Raw genomic sequence first — 21,636 nt, 5'->3', positions numbered from 1 at the left:
AAAGGAACTGCACTTGCAGCTTGACGATTGTAGTTTGTTTACAAAGGAATAGGACTTGAAACAAGATGTTGGATTCTGCTCTGAGCCTTATGGGACCGAGACAGAGGGATCATTGGATTCTTTCTGCATGCGATCCTTTTAGCTCTTAGCTAAAAGGTTTTTTATTTTATATGAGGAAGCTGGGATAACAATGGAACAACGTAAGGCGCTTACGACAGCTAAGATGAGAAAAATGAAGCAAGATGGCGTTCCCATTACAATGGTAACTGCTTATGATTATCCATCAGCCCGCTTAGCGGAAGAGGCTGGCATTGATGTCATCCTAGTAGGTGATTCTCTGGGGAATGTAGTACTAGGCTACGATTCAACCTTGCCTGTCACTATGGATGATATGGTTTACCAGACGCGAGCCGCGGTGCGTGGAGCTTCAAATACGTTCATTGTAGCGGATATGCCTTTCTTGACTTACCATGGCAGCTTGGACACGACATTTCGGGGAGTAGCCCGATTAATGCAAGAGGGCGGAGCAAAAGCGGTTAAGCTGGAAGGCGGAGCTGAGATTGCAGCTACTGTCAAAGCGATTACGGAAGCCGGTGTACCGGTCGTCGGACATTTGGGTTTAACTCCGCAATCCGTACATCAACTTGGTGGATTCCGCGTACAAGGACGCAGCTCCGAACAAGCGGAGAAACTGCTCAGTGATGCTAAAGCTCTTGAGAAAGCGGGAGCTTTCGCGGTGGTCTTAGAGCTGGTGACGGATGAACTGGCTGAATGGGTAACGAAGCAGCTATCGATTCCTACGATTGGAATTGGTTCTGGGATTCATTGCGATGGCCAGGTGCTTGTATATCATGATCTTCTCCAGTATGGTTCTGACAGTGCTGCCAGAAAGTTCGTAAAAGCATACGCGAATATAGGGGAAACTATTCGTGCAGGTATTGGGGAATATGTGAAAGAAGTGAAAGCACGGGCATTCCCTGCGCCAGAGCATACGTTTCATATGGACAACGATGTTGTTGAATACTTATATGGCGATAAGGAGAAGTGAGAAGCATGGAAGCGATCCAAACCATGGATGTGATTCATTCAATTGCTGATTTGCGTTCTCGTATAAAGGACTACCGACGCAAGAACGACCAATCTGTTGGGTTTGTGCCAACAATGGGTTATTTACACGAAGGCCATGCAAGTTTGCTCCGCAAAGCACGTGCTCAAAGTGGACTTGTCGTGTTAAGTATATTTGTTAATCCGCTCCAGTTCGGTCCAGGTGAGGATTTCGAGAGGTACCCGCGCAATACGGAACGGGACTTGCAATTAGCGGAAGCCGCGGGCGTTGACCTGGTGTTTATGCCATCTGTGAGCGAAATGTATCCGACACCGACGCGCACTACGGTCAGTGTGACAGGTCTTACCTCCAGACTTTGCGGAGCATCGCGCCCTGGGCATTTTGATGGGGTCGCAACTGTCGTTAGCAAGTTGTTTCATATTGTACAGCCTGATCAAGCCTTTTTTGGCCTGAAGGATGCCCAACAGGTTGCTGTCATTGAGCAAATGGTGCAAGATCTCAATCTCGGCATCGAGATTGTTCCATGTCCTATTTTGCGTGAAGCAGATGGGCTGGCCATGAGCTCGCGCAATGTGTATCTTTCTGTGGAAGAGCGTAAGCATGCTTTAGTTTTGTCTCAATCCTTACAAAAAGCAAAGGCATTTGTAGAATCACATACAACTTTCACACCACAGGAGCTCGAAAGCTTGGTCAGCCAACATATTGCGACTACACCTTTAGCTCTGATTGACTATGTAGAGGTACTAGCTTATCCGACATTAGAACCTTTTGAAAATAGCCATCATACCCAATCTATTATCATTGCTTTGGCTGTCAAATTCGGCAAAACGCGTTTGATCGATAATTTAATTTTACAAGTAGGGAAGTGACTTCCATGTTTCGAACAATGATGAAAGCTAAAATACACCGGGCAACCGTTACGGAAGCGAATTTGAATTATATCGGAAGCATTACGATTGATGAAGATTTGATCGATTTGGTTGGTATGTTACCGAATGAGAAAGTGCAAATTGTGAACAACAACAATGGTGCACGTCTGGAAACGTATATAATTCCGGGACCTCGCGGCACAGGTGTGATTTGTTTAAATGGGGCTGCAGCTAGGTTGGTTCAGACCGGTGATACGGTTATTATTATTTCTTATGCAATGATGACCGATGAAGAAGCTAGGAAGCATCAACCAACGATTGCCATTATGGGCGAAAACAATAAAGTTGCGCAGCTTCTCAAAGAAGAAGAGCATTCCACCATCCTTTAAGAGGGATCACTTCCATGCATGAAATCGGCTCTGTTTACAAAGAATGAGGGTAAGCTTTCGAAGCAAAGGTGGGATGCCAAATGTTTAAGCATTTATTTTCCACAATGAACGAGGTTTTGGAAGAAATCCAAAAAGAATATCCGAATAGTGACGTGGAAAAAAAGGCGGAGCTCGACGAACAATTGCAGGTGTTGAAAACGATGAGCGATGAGTTCATCGAAGCGTGGCTGCTTTTTGAGGAGAAGTTGGGAAAGTTTTATGGGGCCGTACCGATGAGTACCCAAACCCTTCATGATGAGCTGATGGATCTAGATGTGTCCGGGAAGCAAACGGATGAATTCATGCGGGGCCAGGGATATTACAAGCTGTATATGTACGATCAAGCGATCAAAGAATTCGAAGCGCTGATTCAAAGACAGCCGGATTTCTTACTTGCTAGGGTATATTTAGCGATGGGTCATTTGCGCAAAGGGGAGTTTGGAGAAGCGTATCAACATTTCAAGTTCCTTCTGCCCTTGACCGACAATACCAAGATGAAGGCCATTTCGTATAACGCAATGGGCTGCATACAAGTACAAAATCAGAATATGGAAAAAGCCTTTGAATATTTTCAAAAAGCTTATCACACCGATCCTTCTTGCATGGAGCCGCTGATCAATTTGGACGAATCCTAAATCGGAAGCGGCTAACTGGGTATTCCCTTTTCCTAATAAGATTTGGTATGCTAGGAGAAGTGCAGGACGAAAGGATTGAAGATACACGTCATGAAATTTGCAGTTTTGGATTTTGAAACGACAGGAAGTCAGCCTGCGGATGAAATTATTCAGGTTGGACTCGTCATTATAGATCAATTTCAAATTACTCACAGGTATACTTCTCTGGTCAAACCAGGGATAAGTATACCTTCTTCGATTACAACACTTACAGGGATAACGGAAGACATGGTTGCGGATGCTCCCACGCTTGACCAAGTCATGGCGGATATGTTTCCGCTGTTGTTTGATTGTGTCCTTGTGGCGCACCATGCGGCTTTTGATTTATCCTTTTTGCAAAAAGGACTAACGAAAACGGGATACCCGCCTTTCACAGGACGTGTGCTGGATACGATGGATTTGCTACGCATCTTATTTCCATCTATTTCAAGTCTTCAACTCAGCATGGTGGCCGGCTTATTCGGCATTGATCATGAAAGGCCACACCAAGCGGATAGTGATGCGGAAGTAACAGCGGCCATATGGATTAATTGTATGGAACGGTTGCTGGGTCTGCCGCTTCTTACGGTTCAACGCTTACAACATATTTTCGAAAACGGCAATAGCGATTTAGGATGGTTCCTCGATGAAATATGCGCATACAAAGAATCTATCACCAGCGTGGATATGGATACGAATCGATATTTCCGGCAATTTACGCTTAATGTCACAGATTGGGGCGATGAGGAGGATACGCGCAGTGACTCCGATGCGGACGGTTTAGGTTCATCTTTTACGGATTTCCATCAAGGATTGAAAACAGCTTTGCGTGAAAAATTCGAGATCTTTGAAGATCGTGAATCCCAAGAGCAGATGATCCGAGAAGTTGAAAAGTCACTCGAGCATGATCAGCATTTGATGATTGAAGCGGGAACAGGAACAGGGAAGTCCCTAGGGTATTTAATACCATCCATTTATTATGGCATCAAGTATGAGAAGAAAGTGATCATCTCTACGCACACGATTAACTTACAAGAACAGCTTCGTGAGCGGGACATTCCTCTCTTGAAGGAGATTTTCCCTATCCCTTTCAAAGCTGCTGTGCTCAAAGGGAGAAGTCATTACTTATGTCTGCGTAAATTCGAAACAAAGCTAACAACTCGTGATTACGAGAATGGCAAGGAAGATCCGATAACGGCAGCACAAATGGTTGTATGGCTAAGTGAGACGGAGCATGGAGATGAAGAGGAGCTGCATTTTGGAAATAAAGGTGCCCAGTTCTGGTATTCGGTTGCAAGTGACACAGATTCTTGTTTGAACCGCATGTGCCCTTGGTACAAAAAATGCTTCTATCATCGCGCTCGGAATGATGCCAATACGGCCGATGTGATCATCACGAACCATTCCCTCCTCTTTACGGATATGAAGGCTGAGAACCGCCTTCTACCGTCTTACAAGCACCTTGTCATTGATGAGGCTCATCACTTTGAAGAAGTGGCCAGTAAGCATCTTGGCATTGAGCTGCATTCTTCCGCATTTTATCATTCGTTGCTATGGTTGTATAAAGATAATCGCAGCGGCCAATTACCGATGCTGCGGTTTCGATTACAGAAATCGGATGAGCAGCAGGAACGCGCGGCCGCTTGGAGTCAAACCATTGACGGGCTCTTCCCCAAAATTGTGAAAATCAAAGAGGATTGGGATCGACTCAGCGAAGCGCTCTATGAGCTGCTATCATCTAGGAGTGATCCTTCGCAATCGGAGAACTCACAGTACGTACTGCGGATGAAGCCCGAAACGCTTCCGACTGAATGGCGAGAGCTTCTGATCATGGAAGACAATATTTATTTAAATGCGAATGATTTGCTCCGCACGCTCGATAAATTGTTAAATGAAGTGAAGGACATGCAGGAAGTTTTCGGAGTCCAAGGTTTAGTCACTGATTTAAATGGCACGGTAAAGGAACTGTACAACCATCGAGATGCCCTGCACTTTTTTATGAAAATGGCCGATGAGGGTTATGTCTACTGGATGGAAGCGGGCACCTATGCCAAATCGAAGTCGCTGCAGCTTGTATCCGTGCCTACCGATGTAAGTGGGCTGCTTCAGCAGCATTTCTTTGAGACCAAGGACAGTATTATTCTGACCTCCGCGACTTTGTCTGTTAATAAATCTTTTCAATATTCAGCGGATCAATTAGGGTTAGCTATCCCTCAGGATGAACAATCGGGCAAGCTGAAAACCGTTCAATTACCATCTCCGTTTAATTATAGAGAACAAGCTCTTGTAGTGATTCCTCGGGACTTCCCGACAATCAAAGGTGCCGGTGATCCTGTTTTTATCAACGCACTTATTGAGTCGCTTAGTGATGTTGCGCGAATTACCAAAGGGCGTATGTTGATTTTGTGCACTTCGAATCGTATGCTTAAGCAAATTTATGCCGGCATGAAGGATCTCTTGAAGCCCCATGGGATTACCGTGCTCGGGCAGGGGGTTGACAGCGGCAATCGGAGTAAACTGACCCGGATGTTCCAAGATAACAAAATGTGCGTCCTACTGGGCACCAGCTCGTTCTGGGAGGGTGTCGATATTCCAGGAGATGCGCTAAGTTGTCTTGCTATTATACGTTTGCCGTTTCAACCGCCAAATCATCCTCTTGTTGAGGCGAAATGTGAAAATATTAAAAAACGCAATGAGAATCCATTTATGAAATTTTCTGTGCCGCAGGCTGTCATTCGATTTAAGCAGGGCTTTGGCCGACTTGTTAGACGAGCATCCGATAAAGGCATCGTTATCATCTATGATACTCGTGTTATTGATACGTATTATGGCAAGCACTTCCTTTATTCTTTGCCTGGTCCGAAGATAGAGCATATGACGACCGAGCAAATGTTACCTAGGATTGAAGAGTGGATGGGGGAGGCGTAGAGTTGAAAACACAAAAAATATCGGAAGCCGTCGTCCGGAGGCTGCCCATTTATTTACGCTTTCTGAATGAACTTGCAATGAAAAATGTATCGACGGTATCTTCGCAGGATTTGGGTCAAAAGCTTGATCTGAATCCAGCACAGATTCGCAAGGATTTGGCTTATTTCGGGGAATTCGGCAAAAAAGGAATCGGCTATGATATTGTTTACTTAATTGAGAAGATTAGACAAATCCTGAAGTTGGATCGCCATATTCAAGTAGCTCTTGTTGGGGCGGGTAACCTAGGTCGCGCTTTATGCAATTATAATACTTACTTGCGGAATGATATGAAAATTGTCGCAGTGTTTGATGCAATGCCAAGCAAAGCAGGGGAATCGATCAACAATCTAATCGTTCAACCGATGCATGAGATGAAGAAGGTTTTATCTGAATTAGGTGTTCGCATCGGCATCATTACGGTTCCTGCGAATGAAGCTCAAAATGTAGCCAATCAATTCGTAGACTGCGGGATCGAAGCCATATTGAATTTTGCTCCCGTTATTATTAAGGTTCCTCCGGAAGTGCGTGTGCATCATGCGGATTTTACAACCGAATTGCAAAGTTTAGCGTATTATTTGGATTAGAAAAAGGCACGACCCAATTCCCTTGGGTCGTGCCTTTATTTTTTTAGAAAATAAATCTGAATAGTACGAAGTAGATCGAAAATGCGAGCACGATGCTGATTGGAATCGTAATAAGCCAAGTGATCAGCATACGGCCAACGGTGCCCCATTGAACCTCATGGAAGCGCATGACACTGCCTGTCCCGATAATCGCGGAGGAAATAACATGCGTTGTAGACAATGGTTTACCCCAATGGGTAGAGAACTGAATAACGAGTGATGACGTTAAGTCCGAGGCAAAGCCATTGATGGGCTCGATTTTAACAATCTTCCCGGATACTGTTTTAATAATTCGCCATCCACCGATGGATGTTCCAAGCCCCATGGCAAGAGCGGCAGAAATTTTCACCCAAAGCGGCACATTCAGATCGGTTTGAACACCAGCAGCTACGAGACCGAAAACGATAATACCCATGGCTTTTTGTGCATCGTTTCCACCGTGGGAATAGGATAGTAATCCAGCTGATAGAATTTGCAGGGTACGGAAAATGCGATTAAGCTTCGACCTTGATCTGTTTCCGGACCATATAATGATGTATTTGATCAAAATCATAATCAAGTAACCAAGCGCGAAAGCAATAATCGGCGATAAAACCAAAATGATCATAATTTGGGTAAAACCACTCCAGTTCACCGAGTTGATGCCGGCTCCTGCGATAACTGCACCAGCTAGAGATCCTAGCAAGGTATGAGAAGATGAAGATGGAATCGCAAGATACCAAGTCAACAAGTTCCATATGATAGCAGCAAGTAAAGCAGCGATAACGACTTCAACGCCATTTTCAATTTTAGCCGGGTTGGCAATGCTTCCACCAACGGTTTTGGCGACTTCTGAGGAAACCATGGCACCAACGAAATTAAGAATAGCGGCCATGGCGATGGCTACACGTGGACTTAGCGCACGTGTGGAAATGGAAGTTGCAATCGCATTAGCCGTATCGTGAAATCCATTGATGAAATCAAAAAGTAAAGCAAGCACAACGATAACGATTAAATAAGTTAACATGATTTCCTCCTAAGAGTTTTCCATTTGGAAAACTTTCTTCGTAAACATAGGACACGAATGTGCCTTATGAATAGCGAAGTACAACGCTATCAAGGATATTGGCTACATCTTCACAAGCATCCGTTGTTTCTTCCAAACGCTCATAAATTTCTTTTAGTTTAAAATCTTCGTACACGTCTTTACGTGTAATGAAAATTTGGCGAATCCCTTCGCGCATCAAACGGTCTCCGTCATTCTCAAGGGAATTAATAGCAACCGTATGCTCGGGGATTTGCATGTATTTTTTCTTCGCCAGAAGCTTGAATGCATCCAGCATATGTTGGCAAGAGTCTACAATGACAGCCGAAAACTCTTTCATATAAGAATCTGTATGGGATACAGCAAGATAGTCGAAACGAGCAATTGTAGCTTCAATACCGTCTGTTACATCATCCACTTTGGAGGCTAGAACCATAATGTCTTCACGATCAATCGGTGTAATAAATACTTTGTTTAAACCTTTAAAAATTTCGTGAGTAATGGAATCACCTGCATGCTCTAAATCGTTAATCGCTTTTACATATTCAATAGGCGGTTTATCGCCCATCATAGCTGTGCGAAATAGTTGAGCAGTTTGCAATGCGTTTTCTGCAGCACGGATGAGAAGTTGCAAGAAATCGACTTCGTTCTTTTTCGTGAATAACGTTGTCATATAATCCTCCTATATTTTACTATATGTACTAAGTTTTGATCGAATATGTAAGATAAACAGACCAAATGGTAGAAAAAACTCACAAAGTTAAAAGTATCATAACAATTGCATCTAAAGCAACGAAAATTCCGTGACAATTTACAATTTCTTAACATCACTTGGCTTCCTTGATTTTACAAGCCCGAAGATGTAAAGTTTAAAAAGCAATATCTTTAATAGAATGAGCATAGAGAGGGATTTTTAGTATGAAAAAAACATTAATTATGAACGGTTTTTTTATCTCAAATCATGAAGCGAAATCGTCTATAAAAGGCTGTATGGTTATAGAGGGCAGCCAGATTACATACATCGGTGAGGAAATACCTGAACCTCGAGAAAATTATGACGAAATCATTGACGGCACGAACAAGCTTTATATGCCTGGTCTTGTGAATACGCATGGTCACGCAGCGATGTCGCTTTTACGCGGATACGGTGACGATCTTGCTCTCCAAATTTGGTTAGAAGAGAAAATGTGGCCGATGGAAGCCAAATTCAACGCCCAAGATGTGAAATGGGGGACGCAATTAACGATTCTAGAGATGGTTAAAGGTGGTACGACAACTTTTGTAGATATGTATGACCATATGAACGAAGTTGCTAAGGCCGTTGAAGAATCGGGTATGCGCGGTGTTCTGACCCGAGGTATTATAGGTCTTTGTCCGCCGGAAGTACAAGATGCTAAATTGAAAGAAGCCACCGAGTTCGCAAAAAACTGGCATGGCGGTGCGAATGGAAGAATCACAACAATGATGTCCCCACATGCACCCTATACATGTCCACCAGACTATATAGAACGAATTGTTCAAGTGGCCCATGATCTAAACCTGCCCATCCATACCCACATGTCGGAGACAAGTCGTGAAGTTCAAGGAAATGTTGAGCAATACGGTTTGAGACCCGTTGCACATTTAGAAAAGCATGGCGTGTTCAGCAGACCGACGCTCATCGCGCATGGTGTTCATCTCACAGATGAAGAAATCAGTATCCTTAAGCAATATGATGTTCGTATTTCCCACAACCCTGGAAGCAATCTGAAGCTTGCAAGCGGTGTTGCCCGAGTTCCTGAACTTTTACGTGCTGGCGTTAAGGTTTCGCTTGGAACGGATGGAGCGGCTTCTAATAATAACTTGGATATGTTCGAAGAAATGAGACTCGCCGCGCTGATCCACAAAGGTGTTTCTGGTGATCCTCTAGCTGTGCCTGCGGCAGAAGCACTTCGCATGGGAACACAAATGGGTGCAGAATCCGTATGGTTAGACAATGTAGGCCTACTGCAGGCTGGCATGAAGGCAGACTTCATCGCACTGGATATCGACCAACCTCATTTCCTTCCAAAGACGGACTTCGTGTCTCATATTGTTTACTCTGCATGTGCAAAAGATGTAGTTGATGTGTGTGTTGACGGAAATTGGATTGTCCGCAAAGGTGAATGTTTAACATTGGATGAAGAAAAAATTAAACGTGAGTTTGAACAATGCTTTGATAAGCTCATTGGCTAAGTGAATCCTTGTAAGTTCGTCTGGGGAGGTGAGCGACGTTCATGAATGCGAAGCGAACAAGGATCATAACATTCGGTGTATTTATCATTTTGACACTTGGTGTAGTGCTTAGCCGCTTTTATTTAAATGTTCAGAATGAGCACTGGGACGATAAGCGCAAAGCGGTAGAAACAGCGTATGAGAAAAGTATTATGACAAAAGCAACCAAGGTGGATTTCTTCTATGGAGATGAACCACTTCAAATCGTTTATGGTGAAGACAAGCTGGGTCAAGGCGTTATTGTTTGGGTTTCTGACAAAGAGATACACACCGAGATGACTGCTGAATCGTTCCCCGAAACACAAGTACGAGAAACCGTGCTTAAAAAAGCTCCAGAGATTGAAATAGAACGTGTGCTGCCAGGTAAGCTTGGCAATGATTATGTCTGGGAAGTCTTCTATAAAAAGAAAGAAAATAGCGGTACCCGCTATTTCTATGATTATTACAAATTCAAGGATGGACTCTATATGGATACGTACCGACTCAGCCTGCATTAGGCTGAGTTTTGTTGTTTCCACTCATTTCATAAAGCTAATGTATGCATCGCGTGATATACTCATCGTATAGCAAATCGAAGCAATAAAATACGTATAGAAAGGGGGACGTTGACTGATGAAGCTGCGTCTCTTACCTGTCGTCATGAGTGTTATTATCTCTGCTGGAGTTTTATTCGGTGGTTGGTTCGCTTATACAAGCTTAGCTATGGAGAATCCCTTATCTGATATCATTAGCAAGGTTCCCGGTGTAACGAGCTCAACGATGAAACTGGATAATAACCAAGTTGACATAGAAGTTAGTCTAAGCCAAGATGCCAATTTAAGAAATATTGTCGAAACGATTCATAAAGAAGGTGCATCCATTATCGGAAAGCGTTCTGTGAATATAGATGTGAAGAGCAACCCGTCCGAGAAACTGGATCAGTGGTGGTCCAAAGCCTTATTCGAGGTTGCACAAGCAATGGAGACAAAGCATTATGCAGACATTCCAACAACGCTGCAGAAATATGCTGAGGGTGTTCCAACTATGAAAGTAGATAGCGAAATGGATCAAACCTATGTATATATTCGTTTGACAGATGGTGATGCTACCAAATTCATCATGCTACCTAGAACTTCCCAGATAGGAGTGTGGCCGAATGAGTAAAATATATAAAGAAATTGGGATTGGATTTATACCGGTTCTCTTGATCTTTTTAGCATTTCTAGGTGTGAATGTGATACCTATCTTGTTTGTAAGTGTATTGGGTGTTTCCTTGTTTTACATGATTAAAGGCCGCGGCGGTGCTGGTATATCTGCTGGTGGAGATCGTAAAAGCAAAAATCGTACGCCTTCGTATTTGACGTTTGACGAGATCGGCGGACAAGATCGCGCTAAGAAAGAATTGATGGAAGCTCTTGATTTTCTGATCAAGCATGAAGAAATTAAGAAATTAGGTATTCGTCCACTCAAAGGGATCTTGCTTACTGGCCCTCCTGGAACAGGGAAAACGTTAATGGCCAAAGCGGCTGCGCATTATACGAATTCAGTTTATATGGCTGCTTCAGGTAGTGAATTTGTTGAAATGTACGTCGGTGTTGGTGCAAGTCGTGTACGTGACCTTTTTAAAGAAGCTCGGACACGCGCTGTTAAAGAAGGCAAAGACAATGCGATTATTTTTATTGATGAGATTGATGTTATCGGCGGTAAACGTGATGGCGGTCAACATCGTGAGTACGATCAGACGCTGAACCAGCTATTAACTGAAATGGATGGTATTCATACGAATGATGCTCCCCGTATTTTGATCATTGCAGCAACAAACCGCAAAGAAATTCTCGACAGTGCTTTATTGCGTCCTGGACGTTTCGACCGTCATATTGAAGTGGATTTACCCGATAAGAAAGGGCGTTTATCCATTCTCGATATTCATGTAAAAAATAAACCGTTAGCTGAAGGCGTTTCTTTGGATATGATTGCTGATCAAACCTTTGGTTTCTCTGGCGCGCAGCTAGAGGGCGTTCTGAATGAGGCCGCCATTTATGCCATGCGAGAAGATAAACTGGCTATTGAACAGCACCATCTAGCTTCTGCGATTGATAAAGTGATGATGGGAGAAAGAACGGATAAAGAAACAGCGCAAGAGGAAAAAGAGCGCGTTGCTTATCACGAATTAGGACATGCGATTGTTGCTGAAATTGTTCGCCCTGGCTCAGTTTCTCAGGTTACCGTTAGTCCGCGGGGGAAAGCGCTGGGATATGTGCGTCATAATCCGCCTAAAGATCATTATTTGTACACCAAGGATTATATTGAACAACAAATTATGATTGCTCTCGGCGGCGCCGCGGCTGAAGAAATCTTCTATGGTGGACGTAGTACAGGTTCGCGTAACGATTTCGAACAGTCACTTTCCATGGTTCGAAATATGATGGATTCCGGACTTACGTCTCTTGGTATCATTGACCGTGATATGGTGACGAAGGATCAGCTCATGAAAGAGAACACGATCATTCTTGATGCGCTCATGATTCGTACCAAAGAGTTGTTAGAGCAGCAGCGAAATGTATTCGAACATTCCTTTGCGATTCTGATGAAGGAAGAAGTTCTTTCTGGCGATACATTCCGCAAATTGTTTGATGCTTCTGTTTCGAAGAGTGCATAAGTTGACCGTTGGCCTGTGGCCAGCGGTTTTTTCGTATGTAGGATTTGGAATTGTGTCAAAGCTGAGATAATCTAGCGAATGTTTTGTGTATACTAATGAAATTAAGGAACAAAAATTGTATGATATGATTGGGTTTTCGAGTTGAGGTTGGATTGAGAATTCATTGAGGATGTTAATAAGAAGTTGGCAAGAACGCAGCGTGGGAGAAGGAGAAACATAGCATGGTATTCAAAACAATTGGTGTAATCGGTGGAGGAACGATGGGACAGGGGATTGCTGAAATGCTCGCTGCCCGTGGCTTGGACGTATTACTCGCTGAAAAAACAACCGATAAGCTGGAACGCGCAATTGAACAGATTACGGTCAGCTTAGATAAGCAATTAGAACGGTGGTCATTGACAGAAGCGGAGAAAAAGCTGATTTTAGCCAAAATCAGAAAAGCCGATTCGCTGCAAGACATGGCCGCTTGCGATATGGTTATTGAGACGATTTCGGAAGATTTGAATGCAAAAAAGCATGTATTTTTTCAATTGAATCAAATTTGTTCGCCAACTATTATTTTAGCAACGAATACATCCACCCTTAGCGTGACGGAGATTGCGGCGGTCACCACGAATCCCGAACGTGTGATTGGGCTTCATTTTTTGCATCCCGTTGCGAAAATTGATCTCGTCGAAATTATTCGAGCGATGAAAACGTCGGACGAAACCTTCAATCAAACACGCCGCTTCGTGGACGAGCTCATTTTAAAGAAAAGTATTAAGGTCACGGAGTCGCCTGGATTCATTACAACGAGGCTAATTTGCACATTGATTAATGAGGCGCTGCACACGCTGTCCGAAGGAGTTGCTTCCGCTGAGGATATCGATAACGCCATGCGGATCGGCTATGATTTCAAATATGGTCCTCTGGAAATGTGTGACCGATTCGGGTTAGATTCCGTACATGCAGCACTTGAAGGCATGTTTCGTGATTATGGGGACATGAAGTACCGTCCGTCCTTCCTTTTGAAACAAATGGTGCGAGCGGGGCATCTGGGAGTCAAAACAGGAGAAGGCTTTTTCCGTTATGACAAGGATGGTGACCGTTTGTGAATATTCTCGTTATAAATGCAGGGAGTTCTTCGCTTAAGTACCAACTATACCAAATGGAAGATGAGGCTGTACTTGCCAAAGGTAAGGTAGAGCGAATCGGGATGGAAACAGCTATATTGACGCATGAACCGACGGGAAAAGCCGAAGTTCATGAGGTTAGGGAGATTCTCGAACATACGACAGCCATTCGCAAGGTGCTTGAGTTGCTGGTGCACCCTGAACACGGCGTACTGTCGTCCACCTCAGAAATAGACGCCGTCGGCCATCGAGTCGTTCACGGCGGTGAATCTTTCAAGACCTCCGTCCTCGTTAATGACGAGGTGAAGAAGGAGATTAAGCGGCTCTTCGATTTGGCGCCGCTCCACAATCCGGCGCATATGCTCGGCATCTCAGCGGTGGAGGCGAACATGCCCGGCGTGCCGCAGGCCGTCGTCTTCGACACCGCCTTCCATCAGTCGATGCCGGCGCACGCCTACCTATACCCGGTACCGATGGCCCTGTACCGGAAGCACAAGGTGCGCCGCTATGGCTTCCACGGCACCTCGCACAACTACGTGAGCGAGCGTGCCGCAGCCTTCTTAGGCCGCCCGCTGGAGCAGCTGAAGCTCGTTACCTGTCACATCGGTAACGGAGCTTCCTGCGCCGCCGTGATGGGCGGCAAGTCCGTGGATACGAGCATGGGGATGACCCCGCTCGAAGGGCTGATGATGGGCACGCGCAGCGGCGATCTGGATCCGGCCATCGTGCCCTATGCGATGGGCAAGGAGGATTTGACGCTGGGCGAGATCAGCTCCATGCTGAATAAGCACAGCGGGCTGCAGGCGATCTCGGGGATCTCCAGCGATATGCGGGAGATCGTGGAAGCACTGGAGGCGGGCGATAAGAACGCCGCGCTGGCTTTTGAGATGTATGAGTATCGGCTGCGCAAATACATAGGCGCTTACGCCGCGGCGATGAATGGCATCGATGCGATTGTTTTTACAGCTGGCGTCGGAGAAAATTCCGAGCTGCTGCGTAAAAAGGTCTGCGAACGCCTGACATTCCTCGGTGTGGAATTCGATGAAGAAGCGAACCGCAAGGGGAGAGGTCTGGAGCGACGGATTTCGAAGCAAGGCTCGAAAGTGGAAGTGCTTGTGATCCCAACGAATGAGGAGTGGGTAATCGCTCGAGATACATTTGGCCTCATTCAGTCACAAACGGTCTGATTTGGAATGCCTAGATAGATTTTTCTCATAGAAATAGAAATAGTGTACAATAAAGAAGTGTTCAGTAGGCCGAGGCTTCGGATTTTTATTGAATATGATGACGAAGTAAGATGTTAATGAAAACTTTAAGGAGGTTCAAAAGCAGAATGAAATGTACGATAAGCGAAGTTAAACATCATGTCGGCGAGTCGGTTACCATTGGCTGTTGGCTAAACAAGAAACGTTCAAGTGGTAAAATTCAGTTTTTACAACTAAGAGACGGTTCCGGATATATACAAGGTGTCGTAGTCAAAAGTGATGTAGGAGAAGACGTCTGGGAAGCCGCTTCTAAGCTAACACAGGAAAGCTCACTTTACATAACTGGAAAAGTGAAAGAGGATACGAGGAGTAAAGGCGGCTTTGAGCTAGATGTCCTGGGCATACAAATTATCCAAGTGACGGAAGAATATCCGATAACACCGAAAGAGCATGGCGTTGATTTCTTGATGGATAACCGCCACTTGTGGATTCGAAGTCCACGTCAGCGTGCAGTGCTCGTGATTCGGGCTCAAATTATTCAGGCCGTTCAGCAATTTTTCAATGAGCGTGGCTTCCATTTGGTCGATCCACCGATTTTAACCCCTTCCTCATGTGAAGGAACAACGAATTTATTTCACACCAAATACTTTGATGAGGATGCCTTCCTTACACAAAGCGGACAGCTCTATATGGAGGCAGCCGCGATGGCACTTGGCCGTGTGTACTCTTTCGGTCCAACATTTCGTGCAGAGAAGTCCAAGACACGCAGACACCTTATCGAGTTCTGGATGATTGAACCGGAAATGGCTTTTGTCGATCATGTCGAGAACCTGGAAGTACAGGAGCAATTCGTTTCTTATATCGTTCAAACCGTGCTCAAAAATTGTGGAGCAGAGCTGGAAACATTAGAGAGAGACACAACGAAGTTGGAGAAAATTCAAGGCAGCTTCCCACGAATTACGTATGATGAGGCCGTAGACTTCCTACAAAAGAACGGTCATGAATTCGCATGGGGCGAGGATTTCGGTGCTCCGCATGAAACTGCGATTGCTGCTCAATATGAAACACCGGTTTTCATTACGCATTGGCCGACAGAAATTAAAGCGTTCTATATGAAGCCTGATCCTAGCCGTCCGGAAGTCGTGCTTTGTGCCGATATGATTGCGCCTGAGGGGTATGGAGAAATCATTGGAGGCAGCCAAAGGATTGATGATCCTGAGCTAATGGAGCAGCGCTTCCAGGAGCATGAACTGTCGAAAGAAGCCTATCAATGGTACCTTGATCTTCGGAAATATGGCACCGTGCCGCATTCCGGTTTCGGACTTGGACTGGAACGTACGGTTGCTTGGATTTGTGGTTTGGATCACGTGCGCGAAACGATTCCATTTCCTCGTCTCTTATACCGTCTGTACCCGTAAACGGGTTTATCGACCATGGGTAGAAAGGGGATCGGATGAGTATACAATCTAGTACACAGCTGCAGATAGAAGCTGTCCTTGTGGCCGGCTTTCTGGAAGGAAATGTTGGCGTCCCAAGCCTTCTTCTCAAAAATTACCGCGCCCTTCAGTTGAGCGAAATTGAAGTCATGACACTGATTCATTTGATATCATTTCTGGAAAAGGAAAAGAACGACTTTCCAACCACGGATGAGATTCAATTCCGCATGTCAGCTTCACCAGATCTGGTCATTGCGAGCTTGCAGAAATTGATTCATGAGCAGTTCATCGCGATCGATGAGGATACAGCAGAAATAACGGGGATACGTAGTGAGCGATACAATCTTACGCCGTTATACCAGAAATTAGCCAAACGGGTAGCCGAGCAGCAGATGGCAGAGCTAACTGCGATCCGCGCATCTATTCCATCTGATGAGAATGCCAAAAATATTTATACAACATTCGAAAAAGAATTTGCACGTCCGTTAACTCCTATGGAGCTGGAAACAATCAGCGGTTGGTTGGATAAGGATATGTACAAAGAAGAGCTCATTATGACGGCTCTGAAAGAAGCTGTATTTGCAGGTAAAGTACACTTCCGTTACATTGACAGAATATTACTGGAATGGAGCCGCAATCGAGTGGCGACTGTGGACCAAGCCAAGGAATATTCGCAGCGATTTCGACAATCTAGATAAATAGAAAAACGTCCTAATTTCTCACAGTTCTCAACTGGAGAAGATGGGACGTTTTTTCATTGGGGCTGCCAGTTTTTGTAATGCTTTTTAGCCAGACTATATAAGATCGTGTTCAGAGCAAAGGTTAAGAGATAGACAGGAAAAGAGTAACTAAGTTCCCAACCATTATATTGAAAGATAGAAAAGGTGACAGCAAGAGCTTCAAAGCCAACAGTGGCAATTGCCCAAACCAGTATATGTATAAACTGATTAGGAGCACGAAGTGGATACTTGTCATAAAAATATACATAGAAATAGCCAACTAGAGGAAAAGGAATCGAGTAAAGTAGAAAATCAAACAAATCATAGTGGGGCGTATCCATAATCTCATACACATTATAAGGGTAATCGGTAGACAAGATATTATCGACGGCTCGTCCCAAATAGGAGTTGAAAATCATCATGAGCAGCGCGATAGGAAGTGGAATTCGCTTAGGGAGCATGCAATATAGCAGGATCAATGCCATCATAGTGATCGTAGCAAAGCCTTCGTTCGCATCAAAATAAATCGGTGGAATTAGGATCATACAGGTTGTTTGTCCCTACCTTTCAACCATCGAATTACGTACATTAGTCCTACAGTAGAAACGATAAAAGTTAGCCAAACTACAAAAGACCACCAAAATTTCCAGTGCACGATATATACATAACCGGCAAGCTCCATAATAATATGCATACTTGCTAATATAAGGGTATAAAAACTAATGAGAATTATGCGTAGCCCCTTATGTTTGATTTTTAAATAAAAATGCAGAAACCAAATCATGGACATAGGGAATAATAATAAATAATAGAACATGGTATCCCAAAATATTTGGTAAGTGCGATAAGGCACAATCAGCTTTAAATTCGTTACTACAATTTCAGAAAAATCTTCCCCGAACAGTGAAACCCAGAACCAATAGACTAAGACCTCAAAGAGATTCATGTTTTTTTTAACATATACATAAGAGATGAAAAGAAATAGAAATAAACTTGTATTAATGACTGAGAACATAGGCGTATTTGTATTCCTTTGCTAACTGATTTGACAGCTAGAAGTAGTGTGACCCATCCTGAGCGATTCTATGAGACAAAAAAAGCCAGAACCTCTCCTAAGTTGGAAGAGGACCTGACTTTTAATCATGTAGCTATTAATTGCCTTTTTGAAGCAAGTGCGAGCGGTATATGTATTCGAAAAGGAACTCGAACGCTTCCAGATGGCGCTTAGCTTCAAAAGCATTCGCTCCCCAGGCATAAATACCATGTTTGCGCAGTACGATTCCAGGGATTCGCGGAATAATCGCACCTTCCACCAACTCGGCGATGCGAGGGATTTCAGCATAATTGGGTAAAATAGGAATCTCGATCTGAGCTTCTTCATCCCAAATATTGAAAGCTTTAATAAGCTCAACACCATCTACAGGTATGCTTTTACGTTCCCAATACAATTCAGAGATCAAATTATTGAATATCGTATGTACATGGAAAATGGCGCCTGCACCTGTTAAACGATAGATTTCACTATGAATCAAGGTTTCTGCCGATGGCTTCAGGCTTGTAGCTTCTGTCGGTTGACCTTTCTCATTCACGAGTAGAAAATCCTCAGGTGTTTGCACGGATTTATCTCTGCCGCTTGATGTAATTGCGAATGTGAATGCGTCAGGCTCGAAGCCTCCTACACGAACAGACAGATTACCGCTCGTTGCAGGAAACCATCCTCTGGCCGCTAAATTAGCTTTAATATCACGCAAATCAGCGAATGCACGCTGCTTTTCTTCCAGTAAAATACTCATACTACAGGTTCAGCCTCCAGTTGCTTCATAATATCAAAGAAAGTTTCGAATGGGTGATACGGATAGTCTAGCTGCTTACACATATCGATGAGATGAGAGCGAGCAAAGATCGTATCGACCAGTTTAGCACCCTCGAAATCCGTTATACTATCTCCGATGATAATTCGCTCATATCGATTAGCGTCATAAGAGCGAATAATGCTTGTTTTGCACATTCCACAGTCTGTTGTACAATGCTCGTCACAACGGTTTGGCCACAAAATCTCAATGGTGTTTCCTTCAAATGTGCTGGCATTACAGTAGATATGCTCACTTGGGATTGCAAATGGCTTCAACAGCGGATAGATAAAGAAATCAATGCCGCCGCTCGTAATCAAAAGCTTAATATTGTGTTCTTTGCAATAATCAACGAATTCTTTGAATCCATCACGAATGACTGCGTTACTGATCGCATATTCGACAATCTCATCCTTACGGGAAGTAGGGAGGAGGGCGAACATTTCACCAACACCTTGGCGTATGGATATACTTTTGTCCAAAATTTGTTCCACGATGGCTTCCCAACCAGCTGGGTTGAAATGCTTCATGATGGCAACGATGTTATCGTTCACAGTAATGGTACCGTCAAAGTCACAAAAAATAATGCGTTCCTTACTCATTCGGGAGTCCCCCAAGTATCGATAGCTGATTGTAACTCTGGATGTGTTTGGGCGTAGTCTTGAAGTGTAATTCCTTGCATAGTTGCGTCAATCGCCTGACGGAAGGCTTGCCCGCCAGCAATCGTACCTAGTGGATGTCCATGGATGCCTCCACCTGCATTGACGATGACATCGTTGCCGAAATCACGCAGAATAAGCGGGACAAGTCCAGGGTGAATGCCTGCGGAAGGGACCGGAAAGCTTGAAGCTAGTTTCAGTTGTACATCGGCAGGAGCATTATAGGTGTAATCTTTTCGTAAATCATCCGTTAGAAGCGCATGCTTAATTGCCATGTTCTCTTCTCTAGGCATAACGACAGAGCCATAAGGAGATGGGAACAGCACTAAATCTGCTCCGGCCAAACGCATGAGCTTACCAAGTAGCACAGAAGCGGATATCCCATAGTGCGGTGATGGATAAGTCGCACCTGCCATGGCAGGATGAGCCATGATGGGGATCGTTATTTCCGGGTCCGAGCTTAATTCATGCAGTGTATCGAAACCGTACGCTAATACATTAAATAGTAAAGCATTAGCTCCGGCACCGATTGCTTTCTTGGCTTGAGCTGCAAGCTTGGATGTGGGTCCGGTTAAATTGACAGCATAGAGCAGCTTTTGTCCTGTTTCCTTAGTGGCTTGTGCTGCTGCTTTCAGGCAAGTCTCGATCCGTTTCTCCAATGGTGTTAATAGATTTTCAAACAGAATCTCATCGTCTTTAATGAGATCCACACCGCCGGCTGCTTGCAAATAAAATTGTTCACGCAGAGCTGGAAGCTCATACCCGACAACCGATTTAAAGATACTCATTAATAAGGGGCGATCATGCACACCAAGGAGCTCTCGGATACCTTGCATACCGAATTTGGGACCGGAAAAGCCAGATAAGAAATCAGATGAGAAGGATAAGTCAATTAGCTTTATTTTGCCGTCCATCGACAGCTTTCCGAATACGGTGACCAACAAGGCAGGGATGTCCCTGCTGAAGTTAATATCTGGATATGCAATTGTGATATCGGCATAGCGGTTTGAAATAGGTTCTCCATGAGCGGGCTCATGCACTTCAACCGAAATGACTTTCCCTAAATGCTTCTCCATTTGCGCTTTTTGCGCTTCGGGCAGTTCGGTCCAGCTGCCAACCGTAAGGCCGACAGCGATGCTTGTTGCTTTTTTATGAAAATCGGCTTTCTCATCGAAACTCCGATAGGTGGCTAGACAATATGCGTTCATCGTAAACATTCACCTGCTTTAGATAGAATTAGATCTCATGAAATTAGGAGGATTTCGATACGGGGCTTGGCGCAGCAATTTGTTCGCCCATTTCTTTGGCTCGCTCTGCAGAACGAAATACCGCTTGTGAGATAGCTTCGCTAAACTGAAAGCGATCCAATGCTTCAATAGAAGCTTGCGTTGCCCCATTTGGCGATGTGACCTTGCGACGAAGCTCAGCAGGATTTTCTTGCGTAAGCTGAACCATATGCGCGGCTCCGAGCACTGTTTGAAGTGTTAATTGGTGTGCATCTTCTGCGGAAAGGCCACCATCAATGCCAGCTTTGATCATGGCTTCCATGAAATAGTAGACATAGGCAGGACCGCTGCCGGATACGCCTGTCAGAATTTCTAGTTTCTCTTCCTCCACGATCGTTACAATACCAACGGCCTCAAACATTTGAGTAGCCACTTGTTTGAATGTAGCATTGACCTTGGAGGAGAAGCTCATCCCTGTAGCGCCTAGACCAATTGTGCTGGACGTGTTCGGCATCGTGCGAACAATCGGCATATTGGTTTGCAGTAGAGCTTCTGTTTTCGCGATAGAGAGCCCAGCAATGACCGAAACAAGAAGCTGCTGTTCGTTCAAAAGCGGCTGCAGCTCAGCGAAGGCATTCTCCACATCCTTAGGCTTCATGCAGAGAACGACGACATCGGCAACACGAAGAAAGGTTTCCTTCGTTAACGGGTCTGACGTTGCCTGTAGACCGTATTCCGAACGTAGGAAAGCCAACCTGTCTTGATCCGAACGATTCATCACATATATATTTTGAGGATCAGCGACTTTGGTTTCAATGAGTCCGCGAATGATCGCTTCCGCCATCGAACCAGCGCCGACAAAGGCAATTTTGGTTTGGGATAAAGTAGTGGACATCGTATATTCCTCC

Annotated in this window: 21 protein-coding genes; 14 read left to right on the top strand and 7 right to left on the bottom strand. The window is 44.5% G+C overall.

The features are described from left to right. The first annotated feature begins 190 nt into the window (after nt 1-190). From panB to QFZ78_RS09040, 6 genes are all read left to right on the top strand, one after another. Nucleotides 191-1,048: a 3-methyl-2-oxobutanoate hydroxymethyltransferase gene (panB, locus tag QFZ78_RS09065; RefSeq protein WP_307546865.1), complete on the top strand. Its 858-nt coding sequence runs from the start codon at nt 191-193 to the stop codon at nt 1,046-1,048. Nucleotides 1,049-1,071: 23 nt separating this feature from the next. Beyond that, nucleotides 1,072-1,935: a pantoate--beta-alanine ligase gene (gene panC / locus QFZ78_RS09060; protein WP_307555569.1), complete on the top strand. Its 864-nt coding sequence runs from the start codon at nt 1,072-1,074 to the stop codon at nt 1,933-1,935. Between the two features lie 5 nt (nt 1,936-1,940). Continuing rightward, nucleotides 1,941-2,324: an aspartate 1-decarboxylase gene (gene panD, locus QFZ78_RS09055; protein WP_307546864.1), complete on the top strand. Its 384-nt coding sequence runs from the start codon at nt 1,941-1,943 to the stop codon at nt 2,322-2,324. An 80-nt stretch (nt 2,325-2,404) separates the two neighbouring features. Beyond that, entirely contained in the window at nt 2,405-2,998 is a 594-nt protein-coding gene (locus tag QFZ78_RS09050; protein WP_307546862.1) for a tetratricopeptide repeat protein, read from the top strand. 90 nt (nt 2,999-3,088) lie between these two features. Next, nucleotides 3,089-5,944 (top strand): ATP-dependent DNA helicase DinG, encoded by a 2,856-nt coding sequence (gene dinG, locus QFZ78_RS09045; protein WP_307546860.1) that lies wholly within the window; start codon nt 3,089-3,091, stop codon nt 5,942-5,944. A 2-nt stretch (nt 5,945-5,946) separates the two neighbouring features. Further along, nucleotides 5,947-6,567: a redox-sensing transcriptional repressor Rex gene (locus QFZ78_RS09040; RefSeq protein WP_307546858.1), complete on the top strand. Its 621-nt coding sequence runs from the start codon at nt 5,947-5,949 to the stop codon at nt 6,565-6,567. A gap of 43 nt (nt 6,568-6,610) precedes the next feature. Here the strand turns inward: QFZ78_RS09040 and QFZ78_RS09035 are convergent, their stop codons facing one another. Then, on the bottom strand, nt 6,611-7,612 hold the full coding sequence (locus QFZ78_RS09035) for an inorganic phosphate transporter (RefSeq protein ID WP_307546857.1): 1,002 nt from the start codon (nt 7,610-7,612) through the stop codon (nt 6,611-6,613). Between the two features lie 64 nt (nt 7,613-7,676). Continuing rightward, on the bottom strand, nt 7,677-8,303 hold the full coding sequence (locus QFZ78_RS09030; RefSeq protein WP_307441834.1) for a DUF47 domain-containing protein: 627 nt from the start codon (nt 8,301-8,303) through the stop codon (nt 7,677-7,679). A gap of 245 nt (nt 8,304-8,548) precedes the next feature. Between QFZ78_RS09030 and QFZ78_RS09025 the strand changes: the two genes are divergently transcribed. From QFZ78_RS09025 to QFZ78_RS08990, 8 genes are all read left to right on the top strand, one after another. Next, the gene (locus QFZ78_RS09025; protein WP_307546855.1) at nt 8,549-9,844 is read left to right on the top strand and encodes an amidohydrolase; all 1,296 of its coding nucleotides are present in this window, start codon (nt 8,549-8,551) and stop codon (nt 9,842-9,844) included. 41 nt (nt 9,845-9,885) lie between these two features. Continuing rightward, complete coding sequence (locus QFZ78_RS09020) at nt 9,886-10,380, top strand: cell wall elongation regulator TseB-like domain-containing protein (protein ID WP_307546853.1); 495 nt, start codon at nt 9,886-9,888, stop codon at nt 10,378-10,380. A gap of 115 nt (nt 10,381-10,495) precedes the next feature. Then, nucleotides 10,496-11,026 carry a cation transporter gene (locus QFZ78_RS09015; protein ID WP_307546850.1) on the top strand — a complete coding sequence of 177 codons (531 nt, stop codon included), beginning with the start codon at nt 10,496-10,498 and terminating at the stop codon, nt 11,024-11,026. Beyond that, on the top strand, nt 11,019-12,521 hold the full coding sequence (locus QFZ78_RS09010; RefSeq protein ID WP_307546848.1) for an AAA family ATPase: 1,503 nt from the start codon (nt 11,019-11,021) through the stop codon (nt 12,519-12,521). Before QFZ78_RS09015 ends, QFZ78_RS09010 begins: the two co-directional genes overlap by 8 nt. A 221-nt stretch (nt 12,522-12,742) precedes the next feature. After that, nucleotides 12,743-13,615, top strand: a complete 873-nt coding sequence (locus QFZ78_RS09005; protein ID WP_307546846.1) for a 3-hydroxyacyl-CoA dehydrogenase family protein — start codon at nt 12,743-12,745, stop codon at nt 13,613-13,615. Continuing rightward, nucleotides 13,612-14,820 (top strand): acetate/propionate family kinase, encoded by a 1,209-nt coding sequence (locus QFZ78_RS09000; RefSeq protein WP_307546843.1) that lies wholly within the window; start codon nt 13,612-13,614, stop codon nt 14,818-14,820. The genes QFZ78_RS09005 and QFZ78_RS09000 overlap by 4 nt, the downstream gene beginning before the upstream one ends. A 146-nt stretch (nt 14,821-14,966) precedes the next feature. Then, entirely contained in the window at nt 14,967-16,256 is a 1,290-nt protein-coding gene (gene asnS / locus QFZ78_RS08995) for an asparagine--tRNA ligase (protein WP_307546841.1), read from the top strand. A 35-nt stretch (nt 16,257-16,291) separates the two neighbouring features. Beyond that, entirely contained in the window at nt 16,292-16,972 is a 681-nt protein-coding gene (locus QFZ78_RS08990) for a DnaD domain-containing protein (RefSeq protein WP_307546839.1), read from the top strand. 56 nt (nt 16,973-17,028) lie between these two features. On the opposite strand, the gene QFZ78_RS08985 is transcribed toward QFZ78_RS08990, so the two are convergent. From QFZ78_RS08985 to proC, 5 genes are all read right to left on the bottom strand, one after another. Beyond that, complete coding sequence (locus QFZ78_RS08985) at nt 17,029-17,538, bottom strand: hypothetical protein (protein ID WP_307546837.1); 510 nt, start codon at nt 17,536-17,538, stop codon at nt 17,029-17,031. Between the two features lie 606 nt (nt 17,539-18,144). After that, nucleotides 18,145-18,786, bottom strand: coding sequence for a methylthioribulose 1-phosphate dehydratase (gene mtnB, locus QFZ78_RS08980; protein WP_307546834.1), 642 nt, complete (start codon nt 18,784-18,786; stop codon nt 18,145-18,147). Next, the gene (locus QFZ78_RS08975) at nt 18,783-19,445 is read right to left on the bottom strand and encodes a 2-hydroxy-3-keto-5-methylthiopentenyl-1-phosphate phosphatase (protein WP_307546832.1); all 663 of its coding nucleotides are present in this window, start codon (nt 19,443-19,445) and stop codon (nt 18,783-18,785) included. Before QFZ78_RS08975 ends, mtnB begins: the two co-directional genes overlap by 4 nt. After that, complete coding sequence (locus QFZ78_RS08970) at nt 19,442-20,710, bottom strand: 2,3-diketo-5-methylthiopentyl-1-phosphate enolase (RefSeq protein WP_307546830.1); 1,269 nt, start codon at nt 20,708-20,710, stop codon at nt 19,442-19,444. The genes QFZ78_RS08975 and QFZ78_RS08970 overlap by 4 nt, the downstream gene beginning before the upstream one ends. Before the next feature lie 43 nt (nt 20,711-20,753). Then, nucleotides 20,754-21,623, bottom strand: a complete 870-nt coding sequence (gene proC / locus QFZ78_RS08965) for a pyrroline-5-carboxylate reductase (RefSeq protein WP_307546828.1) — start codon at nt 21,621-21,623, stop codon at nt 20,754-20,756. Nucleotides 21,624-21,636 lie beyond the last annotated feature (13 nt).

It is taken from the genome of Paenibacillus sp. V4I5 (assembly GCF_030817255.1).
Lineage (GTDB): Bacteria > Bacillota > Bacilli > Paenibacillales > NBRC-103111 > Paenibacillus_E.
The sequence above is the reverse complement of the archived record's forward strand: the minus strand, read 5'-3'. Positions and strand labels throughout refer to the sequence as shown.

What these genes read in the sequence shown, in the direction of transcription:
- panB (WP_307546865.1), top strand. Translation starts at nt 191, where the DNA reads ATGGAACAACGTAAGGCGCTTACGACAGCTAAGATGAGAAAAATGAAG.
- panC (WP_307555569.1), top strand. Translation starts at nt 1,072, where the DNA reads ATGGATGTGATTCATTCAATTGCTGATTTGCGTTCTCGTATAAAGGAC.
- panD (WP_307546864.1), top strand. Translation starts at nt 1,941, where the DNA reads ATGTTTCGAACAATGATGAAAGCTAAAATACACCGGGCAACCGTTACG.
- QFZ78_RS09050 (WP_307546862.1), top strand. Translation starts at nt 2,405, where the DNA reads ATGTTTAAGCATTTATTTTCCACAATGAACGAGGTTTTGGAAGAAATC.
- dinG (WP_307546860.1), top strand. Translation starts at nt 3,089, where the DNA reads ATGAAATTTGCAGTTTTGGATTTTGAAACGACAGGAAGTCAGCCTGCG.
- QFZ78_RS09035 (WP_307546857.1), bottom strand. Translation starts at nt 7,612, where the DNA reads ATGTTAACTTATTTAATCGTTATCGTTGTGCTTGCTTTACTTTTTGAT.
- QFZ78_RS09030 (WP_307441834.1), bottom strand. Translation starts at nt 8,303, where the DNA reads ATGACAACGTTATTCACGAAAAAGAACGAAGTCGATTTCTTGCAACTT.
- QFZ78_RS09025 (WP_307546855.1), top strand. Translation starts at nt 8,549, where the DNA reads ATGAAAAAAACATTAATTATGAACGGTTTTTTTATCTCAAATCATGAA.
- QFZ78_RS09020 (WP_307546853.1), top strand. Translation starts at nt 9,886, where the DNA reads ATGAATGCGAAGCGAACAAGGATCATAACATTCGGTGTATTTATCATT.
- QFZ78_RS09015 (WP_307546850.1), top strand. Translation starts at nt 10,496, where the DNA reads ATGAAGCTGCGTCTCTTACCTGTCGTCATGAGTGTTATTATCTCTGCT.
- QFZ78_RS09010 (WP_307546848.1), top strand. Translation starts at nt 11,019, where the DNA reads ATGAGTAAAATATATAAAGAAATTGGGATTGGATTTATACCGGTTCTC.
- QFZ78_RS09005 (WP_307546846.1), top strand. Translation starts at nt 12,743, where the DNA reads ATGGTATTCAAAACAATTGGTGTAATCGGTGGAGGAACGATGGGACAG.
- asnS (WP_307546841.1), top strand. Translation starts at nt 14,967, where the DNA reads ATGAAATGTACGATAAGCGAAGTTAAACATCATGTCGGCGAGTCGGTT.
- QFZ78_RS08990 (WP_307546839.1), top strand. Translation starts at nt 16,292, where the DNA reads ATGAGTATACAATCTAGTACACAGCTGCAGATAGAAGCTGTCCTTGTG.
- QFZ78_RS08985 (WP_307546837.1), bottom strand. Translation starts at nt 17,538, where the DNA reads ATGATCCTAATTCCACCGATTTATTTTGATGCGAACGAAGGCTTTGCT.
- mtnB (WP_307546834.1), bottom strand. Translation starts at nt 18,786, where the DNA reads ATGAGTATTTTACTGGAAGAAAAGCAGCGTGCATTCGCTGATTTGCGT.
- QFZ78_RS08975 (WP_307546832.1), bottom strand. Translation starts at nt 19,445, where the DNA reads ATGAGTAAGGAACGCATTATTTTTTGTGACTTTGACGGTACCATTACT.
- QFZ78_RS08970 (WP_307546830.1), bottom strand. Translation starts at nt 20,710, where the DNA reads ATGAACGCATATTGTCTAGCCACCTATCGGAGTTTCGATGAGAAAGCC.
- proC (WP_307546828.1), bottom strand. Translation starts at nt 21,623, where the DNA reads ATGTCCACTACTTTATCCCAAACCAAAATTGCCTTTGTCGGCGCTGGT.